We start from the raw sequence: 12,533 nt of genomic DNA, 5'->3' as shown, positions 1-12,533 counted from the left end.
AGGGCCGCATATATTCGAGCCTTAATGTGACACGGGCATGACTGTCACAATTTCGCTCCCGCACTATATTGATCCTGCATATCCGGTGCTGCCGCCCTCTTTTCGCTTTGCGGCGTGTGAGCCGGCACGAGCGCCGCGCCGCATTCCTCCACGAGGTTGCGCAGCGAGGTCGGGAAGAGCGTGCCGGGGTCGTCGGCAATGCCTGCGCCGTCGTCGCGCAGCGCCGCGCCGATGCCCACCACGATGGTCGCGTCGGGCGCACGCTCGCGCAGGCGCCGCACGAGATTGCGCAGGTACGGCGCCGACTCGGGCGCATCGAGCGACACCAGGCAGATGGCCGGCGAGCGCTCGTCGATCATGGCCCCGCGCGTGGCGCGCACTTCGTCGTAGGTGGTAGCCGTGCAGGGAATGTTGCGCCGCATGAGCAACTGGCCGACGATCGCCACCGCCACGTCGTCGAACGCGCCGCGTCCGGGTACGCAGAGCACCTCGCCCGCGTCCGGCGAGAGCGTGAACTCGATTACCTTGGCGCCTTCGTCCGCGCCTTCGACGGACTTCCTGGCGCTCTCCTCCTCGGCTGCGGTGTGGCGAGAATCGTCCACGGATTCGAGATCCTCGACGATATCGAGCAGCGCCTGGTTGATGCGTGCGACCTGCTCGCCGGGCAGCACGCCGCGCAAGGCGTCGTTGCGCGCGAAGCGCAGGCCCTCGAACACCACCTGCTCGTAGTAGTCGATGAGCGGCATGCTCGTGAGCAGCCGGTCCGCCTGCAGCAGCGCTTCATGAGGATCGTCGGCGAGCAGGCGCTGGTAGCAGGTTTGCGCCGGCGTGAGCGCGGGCTGGTCGCCGAGCAGGATCGTGAGGAAGTTCAGCCGGTCCACATAGCGGCCCAGCGTGACGATGCACAGCGTGAGCGGCGTGGAAAGCACCAGCCCCACGGGCCCCCACAGCCAGCTCCAGAAGATCGCCGCCACTACCACGGCCAGCGGCGAAAGGCCCGAGCGCTTGCCATAGACCATCGGCTCGGCGAACTGACCCGCCACCACGTCCACGACGATGAAGAAGATCAGCGTCGTGACGCCCATGGTCCACTGCGGCTGCGTGGCCGCGGCGACGATCGTCGCCATGATCGCGGCGATCCAGATGCCGATGTACGGCACGAAGCGCATGAGCGCCGCCACCGCGCCGAACAACAGCGCGCCCGGCACGCCGATGCCCGCCAGCCCCAGCGCGATCACGCCGCCCACCGTGACGTTCACGCCGACTTGCGCGACGAAGTAGCGCGAGAGCCGCTGCGAGGCGTCGTTGATGGCGGTTGTGGTGCGGTGCAGGTCGTCTGAGCCGAACACGCTGATGAGCCGGTCGCGCAGATCCTCGCGCTGGAACAGGATGAAGATCGTCACCACCAGCACGATGAAGGTCGTCTCGAGCGGCGCGATAGCTGGGGCGAGCGCCTTTTGCGCGAGCGTAAGCGGCGTGGGGGCGGGATTATGGATCTCCACGGGCATGGGCTGCTGCGGCTGATTGCGCGCCGCGCGCCCGCGCGGCTGCGGCGGCGCGGGCGGCGGCGTGGGCGTCACACGCTGCAGCGCGGTGGCGGCTCGCGACATCAGCGAATCGGCGCGGCCTACGGTTTTTTCCTGCACCGTTTGCACTTTCTGCTCGATCTCTTCCTGGTACTGCGGCAGGGAGGCGGAAAGCTGGTAGACCTGCGCGGCGATCAGCGCGCCCACACCGGCAAGCGCGAGCACGGTGGAAAGCACCGCAACGAGGATGGCGAGGAACTGTGGCAGATGAAAGCGCCGCAGCGTGGTCACGAGCGGCGCCAGCAGAAAGCTCAGCAGCACCGAGAGCGTAATGGGAATCAGCACCGCACGCCCAAAGTACAGGCCGCACACCACGACCACGCCGGTAATGACGGAGGCGAGGCTGTGCAGCGTCGGCGGGCTTGGCGGAAACACCCGGTTGCGTCGGCCCTGCGGCGGCAGCGGGAAATTCATGTCGGATCGGATCGGCAAAAAAAGAAACATCGGGGCCGCGCGGGCTCGGGCAAGCGCACGGCCCATCTATACGCACGAGGCGCACCTGGAAATGGTACAGCGCCTCCATACGTGAGGCACAGCCGTCCAGATTTTCGCAGGTCGCGAGAGGCGGACGCAAAAACCGCACGTCACTGCGTCTGCGTCTTGCCCGTGACGAGCTCCTGGTTGCGCGCGGTCAGGAACTGGATGAGCCCGTCCACGCCGCCCTGCTGGATCTTCTCGTTGAACTGCTGGCGATAGGTCTGGATCAGCCACGCACCGAGCACGTTCAGGTCATAAAGGCGCCAGCCCTGCGGCGTCTTGTACAGGCGGTAATCGATTTCAACCGGATTGCTGCTGGTCTGCGCGAGCGTGCGCACGACGACGTCGGTATCTCCTGGCGAACTGCGCATGGGCGGGTACTCGATCTTCTGGTCAGGCTTGAGTTGCGCGATGGCGCCCGAGTAGAGATGGATCAGCAGCAGCTGGAACTGCTGCTCGATCTGCGCTTGTTGCTCGGGCGTCGTGGTGCGCCAGTGCGGCCCCATGGCGAGGCGCGTGGTGCGGCGAAAATCGACGTACGGAAGAATGTCGCGGTTGACGATATCCTGGATGCGCGCGATATCGTCGGGCGCGATGGCCTTCGTGCGGACTTCGTCGAGGATCTGCTGCGTGGCGGTCTTGATGAGCGCCTGCGGGTCCGACTGGTCCACCTGGGCCGATTGAGCGAATGCCGCCGTAGCGGGCAGGAACGACAGACACCACGCAAGCAGCGCGGTCATGCGGAATAACCTGGTCATCGATATCTCTGGGCAATGGCGGGAGAGGCGAGCGGGCGCGAAATCGACAAACCGCACGCTTCGCGCAAGCGCACGCCAGCGCTCAGTCTAGCGGGTCGGGCGGGGTCCGGTCGGATCGCTGTGCGGCTCGTGCGTTCATGCCTTCACGCGCGGGGCGTGCGAGCCCGCGCACCGGCTTCCGAGGAACGCCTCCAGCCCGAAAGGCGCTACGGTAAAGCAAGTTACATACCATTCCATGACATAGCGGGCCACCCGAAAACAAGGCTCACTCAGCTGCACATAACGACCGCCCTGAAAAAACTACAAGCGCGTCATGGCAAAGCGGATGGTGCCGCGCGCTGCAGGCCCAGCAGTCGTTGCGCGGACCAGCGGGCACGAAAAACGCATGCAGCCCCACGCCCGCCCGTTCGCTCGCCTTGACTGACCGCGTAATCGGTTCAATTGCCATGCAATTGGGATCGAATCGATACGAGGGTGCAAGGTTCAGCGGTTCGTCCCGAAAGGAGGCGTGGCCCCATCGCTCAGGAGATCGCATGAACACACCGGAACAGGTTCGCATTGCGGACATCCTCGGCCAGCATCGCGACACGCTGCTCGCGGAATGGCTGCGCCTGCATCTGCCGATCGCGCTGCGCCGCGGCCTTGCGATGGAGGGGGAAATTCGCGAGCAGTTTTCGGCGTTCCTGAATGTCTTTCTCGACACGCTGCCAAACACCGGAACCTTCGATTCGGGCAGCCCGGACTGGGAGCCGGTGCGCGCATTCCTCGCGGACATGTCGGCGCATCGCGCACGTCAGGGCTACACGCCTGTCGAGACGGCCACCTTCGTGTTCTCGTTCAAGGAGCCGCTCTATGCGCGGCTGCGCGAGGCGTATGCGAACAACGCCGCCGAGCTTGCCCATGTGAGCTGGCAGGTCAACCTGCTGCTCGATGGCTTCGGCATCTACACCACCGACATTTTCCAGAAGAGCCGCGAAGCGATCATCGCGCGCCAGCAGGAAGAACTGCTCGAGCTTTCCACGCCCGTCGTGCAGCTTTGGGAAGGCATCCTCGCGCTGCCGCTCATCGGCACGCTCGATTCCGCGCGCACCCAGGTCGTCATGGAGAGCCTGCTGCAGAAGATCGTCGACACGGGTGCGGGCCTCGCGATCATCGACATCACGGGCGTGCCCACCGTCGACACGCTCGTCGCGCAGCATCTGCTCAAGACCGTGGCCGCCGCGCGCCTCATGGGCGCGGACTGCATCATCAGCGGCATCCGCCCGCAGATCGCGCAGACCATCGTGCATCTGGGCGTCGATCTCACCAACGTCACGACCAAGTCCACGCTCGCCGACGCCTTCGTCATCGCGTTGCAGCGCATCGGCGCGACCATCATCTCGCCGAAGGCCACGACCTGAACGCCACTCAGCGCCACTGAAGCACGGGGAACCGCACACGATGGAACGCATTCCGATTCTGCGCCTCGGCGACTGCCTGATCGTCACGATCCAGGTGGACATGCACGACCGCCTCGCGATCGCACTGCAGGACGACCTTACCGAGCGCATCGTGAAAGAGTCGGCCAAGGGCGTGCTGATCGACATCTCGACGCTCGACGTGGTCGACTCGTTCATCGGCCGCATGATCAGCAACACGGCCGCCATGGCGATGGTGCTCGACGCGCAGACCGTGGTTGTCGGCATGCAGCCGTCCGTCGCGATCACGCTGGTCGAGCTCGGTCTCACGCTGTCGGGCGTGCGCACCGCGCTGAACGTCGAAAAAGGCATGGCGCTGCTCAAGCAGCGGCAGCTCCGTTGAGTCCGATGACTCCGTTAGCTAGCACGTCTCTTGCGTTCAATCATGAATAGCAACGACACGACCGGAAGGCTTGCGGCCCAGGTGAGCCTGAGATCGGACGAGGAAATCGTCCGGCTGCGACAGATCGTGCGCGACGCCGCGATCGCGCAGGGTTTCTCGCTCATCGAACAGACCAAGTTCGTGACGGCGGCGAGCGAGCTCGCACGCAACACGCTGCAGCATGGCGGCGGCGGCGATGCGCGGCTCGACGTGCTGGAAAAAGGCGTGCGCGTGGGACTGCGGCTCTCGTTCGTCGATCAGGGTCCGGGTATTGCTGATATCGGGCGCGCGCTGCAGGACGGCTTCACGAGCGGCAATGGCCTGGGACTCGGCCTCGGCGGCTCGCGGCGACTGTGCGACGAGTTCACGATCGAATCGACTCCGGGCAGCGGTACAACGGTCACCATCACGAAATGGAAAGTACGCTAGACGGCGCGGCCGGTTCTGCCGGCGGCACCCACCGCTCCTTCGAGATCGGCGACGCCAGCGGCGTCGCCTTTGCACGCCGCGGCGCCAGCGAAGCCGCGCGCTTTGCGGCGCTCAGCGAGACCGACGCCGGCCGCCTCGCGATCGTGCTCACGGAAGCGGCCACCAATATCCTCAAGCATGCCGGCCACGGCGAACTGCTCGTGCGCGCGCTGGAGGGCGCGGTGGAGCTGATCGCGCTCGACAGCGGCCCCGGCATGGCCGACGTGGGCATCGCCCTCGCCGACGGCCACTCCACGACCGGGACGCCCGGCACCGGGCTCGGCGCGATCCGGCGGCTCTCGAACCAGTTCGCCATTTACTCGCAGCCGGGCGCGGGCACGGTGTTGCGCGTGCTCGTGCAGAAAAGCGGCGTCAACGCAGCGCTCGCGGCATTCACCCGACCCGAGATCGGCGGGGTCTGCGTGCCTTACCCCGGCGAGGAAGTCTGCGGCGACGGCTGGCAGGCGCAGGCCGACCAGAGCGGCCTCACGCTCGCACTCGCCGATGGGCTCGGCCACGGTGCCGAAGCCCACGTGGCCGCCGTGGCCGCGCTCGACGTGCTGCGCCGCCGCGCCGGCCTCGCGCCCGCCGCACTCATGGAACTCTCGCACGCGGCCCTGCGCCCCACGCGCGGCGCGGCGCTCGCGCTCGTGCGCATCGATCTGGCGCGCGGCGCGCTCGCGTTTTGCGGCACGGGCAACATCTCGGCGGTCGCGTATGGCGCGGGCCGCCCCATCGATAACCGCGCTTCAACCGGCCACGCGCAGCGCTCCGCCGGCGCAGGCACACCACCCGCGCGCGAGTGCTACCAGCTCGTCTCGCGCAACGGCATCGTGGGCCACACGATGCGCGGCACCCAGGAGTTCGAGCTGACGTGGAGCGAGAACGCGCTGCTCGTCCTGCATTCGGACGGCATCGGCACCCGCTGGGACCTCGCCGCCTGGCCCGGCCTCGCCAACCAGCCCGCCGCCGTGATCGCGGCCGTCCTCTACCGAGACTTCGCGCGCCGGCGCGACGACGCCACCGTCGTCGTCGTGCGCGCCCGCCCCGGAGTACAGTTGAATCATGAATAAGCCCCTGCTGCGCATCCGGCTGCAAACCGCCCAGGACGTCGTCGCCGCGCGTCGCCGCGCGCGCGAGCTGGCCGCCGGACTCGGCTTCTCGCCGCTCGACCAGACGCGCATTGCGAGCGCCGTCTCCGAAATCGCCCGCAACGCGTTCGAATATGCGGGCGGCGGCGAAGTCGCCTTCGCGCTGGAAGGCGCGCGGCCGCGCGAAGCGCTCGCCGTGCAGGTCAGCGACCAGGGCCCCGGCGTGCGCGAACTCGAAGCCGTGCTCGACGGCACTTATCGCTCGCCGGGCGGCATGGGCCTCGGCATCACGGGCAGCCGCCGCCTCATGGACCGCTTCGAGATTCGTTCGTCGACTGGCGGCACGACCGTCACCATGACGCGCGACTTGCCGCACGAGCGCGGCGAGGCGAGCGGCCCGGAACTCGAGCGCATCGTGCACGAACTCGCCGCACGCAGTCCGCAGGAAGGCGTACACGGCGACTCCCTCGAAGAACTGCAGCAGCAGAACCGCGAACTCGTGACGGCGCTCGACGAACTGCGCGAACGCCAGGAAGAACTCTCGCGCCTCACGCAGGAGCTGGAGGCGACCAACCGCGGCGTGGTGGCGCTCTACGCCGAACTCGACGAGCGCGCCGAGGAGTTGCGCCGCGCCGACATGATGAAGACGCGCTTTCTCTCGAACATGAGCCACGAATTGCGCACACCGCTCAGTTCGATCCGCGCGCTCGCCAACCTGCTGCTCAACCGGCTCGATGGCGACCTGAGCGTGGAGCAGGAACGCCAAGTCAAGCTGATTCTTTCGTCGGCGGAAAGCCTGGGCGAGACCGTGAACGACCTGCTCGACCTCGCGAAGATCGAAGCCGGCAAGACCGAAGTCGTGCCCACGTGGTTCGATGCCGCCGACCTCTTCGCCGCGCTGCGCACCATGCTCATGCCGCTGCTCGATACGCCGGAGGTCACGCTCGAGTTCGGTTCCACGGCAGGCCTGCCGCAGCTTTACACCGACGAACCCAAACTCACGCAGATCCTGCGCAATTTCGTCTCGAACGCGCTCAAGTACACCGAGCGCGGGCAGATTCGCGTGGGCGCCCAGTGCATGCCCGGCGACGGCGACGAAGCGCGCATCACCTTCTTCGTCGCGGACACGGGCATCGGAATTGCTCCCGAACACCACCAGATCATTTTCGAGGAGTTCGGCCAGGTGCAGAACCGCCTCCAGCAGCGCGTGAAGGGAACGGGTCTTGGCCTGCCGCTGTGCCGCAAGCTTGCGGCGCTGCTGGGCGGCGAAGTGGGCGTGGAAAGCGAGCCCGGCGTGGGCTCGACGTTCCGCCTGAACGTGCCGGTGTGCCTCGCGACGTCCGTCGAGGACGAACCCGAGACCTCCGGGGACGCGGCGCCATGAACGCGCAGGCCACGCTGATCCTCAACGTCGACGACAACGAAGGCGCGCGCTACGTGAAGTCGCGCGTGCTGCGCCACGCCGGCTACGCCGTGATCGAAGCCGCGACGGGCCAGGCCGCGCTCGAAGCCGTGCGCGAACAGGCGCCTGCGATCGTGCTGCTCGACGTCAAGCTGCCCGACATCAGCGGCATCGAAGTGTGCCGCCTCATCAAGGCAGACCCGGAAACGAACTCCACGCTCGTGCTGCAGACCTCCGCCGCCGCGGTGCAGACGCGCGACAAGATTCTCGCGCTCGACGGCGGCGCCGACAGCTACCTCACCGAGCCCGTCGAGCCCGCCGAGCTGGTGGCGAACGTGCGCGCGCTCCTGCGCCTCTACGCGGCCGAAAAAGCGCTGCGCGACGCCGACCGCCGCAAGGACCGCTTCCTCGCGACACTTGCGCACGAACTGCGCAATCCGCTCGCGCCGATTCGCAACGCCATCGCGCTACTCGACCCGCGCCATGGCGCGAGCGATGTCATGCGCGCCGACGCGCGGCAGATCGCGAGCCGCCAGGTCGAGCATCTCGGCCGCCTCGTCGACGACCTGCTCGACGTCTCGCGCATCTCGCACGGCAAGATCGCGCTGCAGATGAGCACGCTCGACCTGCGCGAGATCGTCCAGACCGCCGTGGAAACGAGCCGGCCCTTCCTCGACGCGAAATCGCAAACGCTCACGGTCGAGATCGACTGCGAGCCGTGCCATGTGACCGGCGACGCGATACGCGTGGCGCAGATCATGAGCAACCTGCTTTCCAACGCCGCGAAGTACACGGTCGAAGGCGGCCAGATCGCGTTGCGGCTCGAACAGGACGTCTACGAGATCCTGATTCGCGTGCGCGACAACGGCATCGGCATCGCGCCCGACGAGCTGCCCTACGTGTTCGAGCTCTTCATGCAGTCGCGCGAAGCCGTGAAGCGCGCCGACGGCGGCCTCGGCATCGGCCTCGCACTCGTGCGCGAACTCGCGGAACTGCATGGCGGCTCGGTGAGCGCCCATTCGGACGGGCTTGGACACGGCTCGGAATTCGTCGTGCGTCTGCCGCTCGCGCGGGCGTCGCAGTGCGAAGCGCCGCGCGACGAAGCGCCGGGCGCAGGGGAACAAATCGCGCCGCCGCGCCGCCGCGTGCTGATCGCCGACGACAACGTCGATTCCGCTACTTCGCTGCTCATGCTGCTGGAACTCGAAGGCCACGAGGTGCGCGTGGCGCACGACGGACCGAGCGCACTCGCGCTCGCGCAGAGCTTCCTGCCCAACGTCGCGATTCTCGACATCGGCTTGCCCGGCATGGACGGTCACGCGCTGGCGAAGGCGCTGCGCGCCGGGCCGGCCACTGCGCACGTGCAATTGATCGCGCTGACGGGCTACGGCCAGGAGCGCGACCGCCAGGCAGCGAGCGAGGCAGGCTTCGACCGGCATCTCGTCAAGCCCGCGCCGTTCGAAGAGATTCTGCGGGAAATCGACAACGCGCCGCCGGATTGAGTGGCGCCGCGCGGTCCGCCCGCCGACCGTTCGCGCCACCCAGGCCCCGTTCGCGCCCGTTTCCCCACACTTCGTCGCATCCCCCTCGCCCGCCCCGCCCCCACTCACCACACTGCAGACATCGCCCCCGCTCGACCCGCCATGGAGAGCCAGCATGTCTGCCATCATTGCTGCGCACGTCGTCGCCGCAACACTTTCTGTCATACTCGGAACCGCCGTCATGCTGGCCGAAAAGGGCAGCGCGCGGCACAAGTGGCTCGGCCGCCTCTGGGCACTGACGATGTTTACCGCCGCGCTCAGCTCGTTCGATATCCGCGAGCTGCATCCGGGGCATCTGTCCTGGGTGCACGGCCTGTCGCTGCTGACGTTCGTAAGCGTCGGGCGCGCCATCTGGGCGATCCGCCACGGCAACGTCCGCGGCCATCGCCTCGCCATGCGCGGTTCGTTCTTCAGCCTCATCGCGGCCGGTCTTGCCGCCGTTGCGACGCCGCACCGGTTGCTCAACCTCATCGTCACGAGCTGGTTCGCATGATTCCTGGCATGCACGTCGAGTTTCCGAACGCCGCCGCCCGCCTCCCCGCGCCGACGGCCAATGTCCTGCTCGCCGGGTTCGCGCGCGAGGGCGTGATCGTCGTCATAGGCAATGCGCTGATTGCGGTCGCGCTCACCGCTGCTGGCGTTCACGAGCGCTTCATCGACAACCTCGTCTTCAGCCAGGCGATCGGGCTTTCGATCATGCTGCTGCTCGACGTCGCCCGCTTCTTTCTGCAACGCCACAATGCGCTCACGGGCCCGCGCCTCGCGTTGGCGATGGTGCTCGCCATCGTGCTCGGCGCGTCGCTCGGGCGCGGCATCGCGAGCGTGGTGCTCGGAATCGGCTTGCATAACGCGTTCGCGACGAAGGATCTCGCGCTCACCGGCTGGATCGCGCTGACCGCCACGCTGCTGGTCACCTGGTATGGCTGGTCGCGCACGCGCATTGCCGAGCTGAGCGAACAGGTCGCGCGCACGGCATGGCAAAAGGAAGCCGCAGAGCGCACGGCGCTCAGCGCGCGCCTGCAGGCGCTGCAGGCCCAGATCGAGCCGCACTTTCTCTTCAACACGCTGGCGACGCTCGACAGCCTGATCGCGTCCGACCCGCCGCGTGCGCGCGAACTGCTCGCAAGCCTCAACCGCTTCCTGCGCGCGACGCTCGAGGCCTCGCGCGCGCAAAGCGAAACGCTCGCGGTGCAGTTCAAGGTGCTCGACTCGATGCTCGCCGTGCATGCCATGCGTATCGGCCCGCGCCTTGCCTACGCGCTCGACCTGCCGCACGATTGCGCCGACCTCCCGGTGCCGCCCATGCTGTTGCAGCCGCTCGTGGAGAACGCGCTCAAGCATGGCATCCAGGGTGCGCTCGAGGGCGGCAGAATCGACGTTGCCGCACGGCGCGACGGTGACCATGTCGAGCTGAGCGTGACCGATACGGGCCCGGGTTTTGGCGCGACGCCGGGCACCCAGGGCGCGGGCGTCGGGCTAGTGAACGTGCGCGAGCGGCTCGCGGCGCTCTATGGCGAGCAGGCAGCGCTCACGCTGATCGAGAACGTGCCGCATGGCCTCGTTGCGCGGGTGCGGCTGCCGCTGCCGCTGCGCGATACGGTTGGTGCAAGCGTGCAGGAGTCCCGATCATGAAACGCCACGCGCCCGCAGATACGGCGCAACACGGCGACGCCTCGCACCGCTCGCCCGACACCCCGACCGCACTGATCGCCGAGGACGAGCCGCTGATCGCCGCCGCCCTGGAACGCGAACTGGCCGCCGCGTGGCCGGAACTGCGCATCGTGGCAACGGCCGGCAACGGCCAGGAAGCCATCGAACGCATCGGCGCGCTGACGCCCGACGTCGCGTTCCTCGACATCGCCATGCCGGGCGCGACCGGCCTCGATGTCGCGCGCGCGTGCGCGAATCTCGCCGCGCCGCCGCAAATCGTGTTCGTGACCGCCTACGACGCCTATGCCCTCGAAGCCTTCGAGGCCGCGGCCATCGACTATCTGCTCAAGCCCGTGGAGACCGCGCGGCTCGCGCGGACGGTGGAGCGCCTGCGCGCCCGGCTCGCGCGATCGGCGGCAAACGACGCCGAGGCGCCGCAGATGCAGGCCGATCTGCAACGCGTGCTGCGCCAGCTCGAAACGATCACCCAGGACGTTCGCGAAGCGCGCGCCGGTGCACGAGCGGGCAATGCGGAAAGCGCCCCGCGCGGGGCCCCGCTGCGATATCTGCGCGCCTCGAGCGGCAACGACATCCGCATGGTGCCGGTGGAAGATGTTTTGTACTTCGAAGCAGCCGACAAATATGTCGTGGTCACGACGCACAGCGGCGAATTGCTGATCCGCACGAGCCTGCGAGAGTTATCCGCGCAACTGGACCCGGCGCGCTTCTGGCAGGTTCACCGCGGCACGGTGGTCAACGTGGATCAGGTGGAATGCGCCTCGGTCAGCGCGATCGGGAAGATGACGTTGAGGCTGCGCGGCCACGCGGGCGCTCTCGATGTAAGCCGCCAGTACGCACACCTGTTCAAGCAGATGTGACGCGCGCCACGAGAACGGCAAACGCCTTCAACGCGGCTCGCTTTTCAAATACCGCTGGGGCGGCTCGCCCATCGTCTTGCGGAACATGGAGATGAACGCGCTCGAATTCGCATAGCCGAGCTCGGCCGCGATCTCCGCCACGCGCACGCCCTGGGCGAGCCTCGACACGGCCTCGACGATGCGCAGCTGCTGGCGCCAGTGGCCGAACGTCAACCCGGTCTCGTCCTTGAAGCGCCTCGCGAGCGTGCGTTCACTTGCCCCCACGCGCTCGCCCCAGGTCGCGAGCGAGTCGCCGTTGGCAGGCGCCGCCAGCAGGAAATCGCAAATCTGCCGCAAGCGCCGGTCGAGCGGCAGCGGCAACCCGCCGCCTAAGGCCTCGCGCGCATTGCGCATTTCGCTGAGCAACAGCGGCGTAATGAGCGCGTAGCGGCACTCCGGGCCGCGCTCGCGGTCTTCGACCAGCGCGGCCACCAGTTCGCGCAACAGCGGTGAAACCCGCATCGCATGGCATGCGGATTCCGGCCACGGCGACGCCTGCGGCTCGAACGACACACTATGCAGGCTCACCGCGCTCGTCGCGATCAATTCGTGGCGCACGCGCGGCGCGATCCACAGCCCGCGCTGCGGCCCGAGCGTCCACATGCCGCTGGGCGTCGTCACACGTAGCACCCCGCTCTCCGTAAAGACGAACCGCCCCTGATCGTGCGATAGCCACGATCCCTTATGGGCAGCGTCGTACTGGTAGCTTGCCGCCACGAGTGGCCGTTCGAGCTTGCGGTGCGGGATTTCAAGCGGTCGCCGCCATATTTGATCCACGATCGAATATTCCTTCGCTCATTTTCC

General features: G+C 67.5%; 12 protein-coding genes. 9 read left to right on the top strand and 3 right to left on the bottom strand.

The window, feature by feature from the left end; translation table 11 throughout:
* Positions 1-44 precede the first annotated feature (44 nt).
* Both AB3X98_RS17950 and AB3X98_RS17945 read right to left on the bottom strand, forming a co-directional pair.
* Complete coding sequence (locus AB3X98_RS17950; protein WP_342949036.1) at positions 45-2,000, bottom strand: AI-2E family transporter; 1,956 nt, start codon at positions 1,998-2,000, stop codon at positions 45-47.
* A 170-nt stretch (positions 2,001-2,170) separates the two neighbouring features.
* Complete coding sequence (locus tag AB3X98_RS17945) at positions 2,171-2,821, bottom strand: phospholipid-binding protein MlaC (protein WP_069265821.1); 651 nt, start codon at positions 2,819-2,821, stop codon at positions 2,171-2,173.
* A gap of 533 nt (positions 2,822-3,354) precedes the next feature.
* Between AB3X98_RS17945 and AB3X98_RS17940 the strand changes: the two genes are divergently transcribed.
* The 9 genes from AB3X98_RS17940 (at position 3,355) to AB3X98_RS17900 (ending at position 11,690) form a co-directional block, all read left to right on the top strand.
* Entirely contained in the window at positions 3,355-4,221 is an 867-nt protein-coding gene (locus tag AB3X98_RS17940) for an STAS domain-containing protein (RefSeq protein WP_342949037.1), read from the top strand.
* A gap of 40 nt (positions 4,222-4,261) precedes the next feature.
* A complete protein-coding gene (locus tag AB3X98_RS17935) occupies positions 4,262-4,621 on the top strand; it encodes an STAS domain-containing protein (RefSeq protein ID WP_069265819.1) in 360 nt (119 codons plus the stop codon).
* Between the two features lie 42 nt (positions 4,622-4,663).
* Positions 4,664-5,089: an ATP-binding protein gene (locus AB3X98_RS17930; RefSeq protein WP_069265818.1), complete on the top strand. Its 426-nt coding sequence runs from the start codon at positions 4,664-4,666 to the stop codon at positions 5,087-5,089.
* Entirely contained in the window at positions 5,074-6,201 is a 1,128-nt protein-coding gene (locus tag AB3X98_RS17925; RefSeq protein WP_069265817.1) for an ATP-binding protein, read from the top strand. Before AB3X98_RS17930 ends, AB3X98_RS17925 begins: the two co-directional genes overlap by 16 nt.
* Positions 6,194-7,603: a sensor histidine kinase gene (locus AB3X98_RS17920; RefSeq protein ID WP_368602384.1), complete on the top strand. Its 1,410-nt coding sequence runs from the start codon at positions 6,194-6,196 to the stop codon at positions 7,601-7,603. Before AB3X98_RS17925 ends, AB3X98_RS17920 begins: the two co-directional genes overlap by 8 nt.
* Positions 7,600-9,123 (top strand): response regulator, encoded by a 1,524-nt coding sequence (locus AB3X98_RS17915; protein ID WP_368602383.1) that lies wholly within the window; start codon positions 7,600-7,602, stop codon positions 9,121-9,123. The genes AB3X98_RS17920 and AB3X98_RS17915 overlap by 4 nt, the downstream gene beginning before the upstream one ends.
* 154 nt (positions 9,124-9,277) lie before the next feature.
* Positions 9,278-9,655: a DUF2306 domain-containing protein gene (locus AB3X98_RS17910; RefSeq protein WP_069265814.1), complete on the top strand. Its 378-nt coding sequence runs from the start codon at positions 9,278-9,280 to the stop codon at positions 9,653-9,655.
* Positions 9,652-10,794, top strand: coding sequence for a histidine kinase (locus AB3X98_RS17905; protein ID WP_342949042.1), 1,143 nt, complete (start codon positions 9,652-9,654; stop codon positions 10,792-10,794). Before AB3X98_RS17910 ends, AB3X98_RS17905 begins: the two co-directional genes overlap by 4 nt.
* On the top strand, positions 10,791-11,690 hold the full coding sequence (locus tag AB3X98_RS17900; RefSeq protein ID WP_368602382.1) for a LytR/AlgR family response regulator transcription factor: 900 nt from the start codon (positions 10,791-10,793) through the stop codon (positions 11,688-11,690). Before AB3X98_RS17905 ends, AB3X98_RS17900 begins: the two co-directional genes overlap by 4 nt.
* A gap of 27 nt (positions 11,691-11,717) precedes the next feature.
* Here the strand turns inward: AB3X98_RS17900 and AB3X98_RS17895 are convergent, their stop codons facing one another.
* Positions 11,718-12,506: a helix-turn-helix domain-containing protein gene (locus AB3X98_RS17895; RefSeq protein WP_368602381.1), complete on the bottom strand. Its 789-nt coding sequence runs from the start codon at positions 12,504-12,506 to the stop codon at positions 11,718-11,720.
* Positions 12,507-12,533: the final 27 nt, after the last annotated feature.

Origin of the sequence: Paraburkholderia sp. BR14312, assembly GCF_040948675.1 — a bacterium.
Lineage (GTDB): Bacteria > Pseudomonadota > Gammaproteobacteria > Burkholderiales > Burkholderiaceae > Paraburkholderia > Paraburkholderia nodosa_A.
Note: the sequence above shows the minus strand (reverse complement) of the source record. Positions and strands in the feature narration are given on the sequence as shown.

What these genes read in the sequence shown, in the direction of transcription:
- AB3X98_RS17950 (WP_342949036.1), bottom strand. Translation starts at nt 2,000, where the DNA reads ATGAATTTCCCGCTGCCGCCGCAGGGCCGACGCAACCGGGTGTTTCCG.
- AB3X98_RS17945 (WP_069265821.1), bottom strand. Translation starts at nt 2,821, where the DNA reads ATGACCAGGTTATTCCGCATGACCGCGCTGCTTGCGTGGTGTCTGTCG.
- AB3X98_RS17940 (WP_342949037.1), top strand. Translation starts at nt 3,355, where the DNA reads ATGAACACACCGGAACAGGTTCGCATTGCGGACATCCTCGGCCAGCAT.
- AB3X98_RS17935 (WP_069265819.1), top strand. Translation starts at nt 4,262, where the DNA reads ATGGAACGCATTCCGATTCTGCGCCTCGGCGACTGCCTGATCGTCACG.
- AB3X98_RS17930 (WP_069265818.1), top strand. Translation starts at nt 4,664, where the DNA reads ATGAATAGCAACGACACGACCGGAAGGCTTGCGGCCCAGGTGAGCCTG.
- AB3X98_RS17925 (WP_069265817.1), top strand. Translation starts at nt 5,074, where the DNA reads ATGGAAAGTACGCTAGACGGCGCGGCCGGTTCTGCCGGCGGCACCCAC.
- AB3X98_RS17920 (WP_368602384.1), top strand. Translation starts at nt 6,194, where the DNA reads ATGAATAAGCCCCTGCTGCGCATCCGGCTGCAAACCGCCCAGGACGTC.
- AB3X98_RS17915 (WP_368602383.1), top strand. Translation starts at nt 7,600, where the DNA reads ATGAACGCGCAGGCCACGCTGATCCTCAACGTCGACGACAACGAAGGC.
- AB3X98_RS17910 (WP_069265814.1), top strand. Translation starts at nt 9,278, where the DNA reads ATGTCTGCCATCATTGCTGCGCACGTCGTCGCCGCAACACTTTCTGTC.
- AB3X98_RS17905 (WP_342949042.1), top strand. Translation starts at nt 9,652, where the DNA reads ATGATTCCTGGCATGCACGTCGAGTTTCCGAACGCCGCCGCCCGCCTC.
- AB3X98_RS17900 (WP_368602382.1), top strand. Translation starts at nt 10,791, where the DNA reads ATGAAACGCCACGCGCCCGCAGATACGGCGCAACACGGCGACGCCTCG.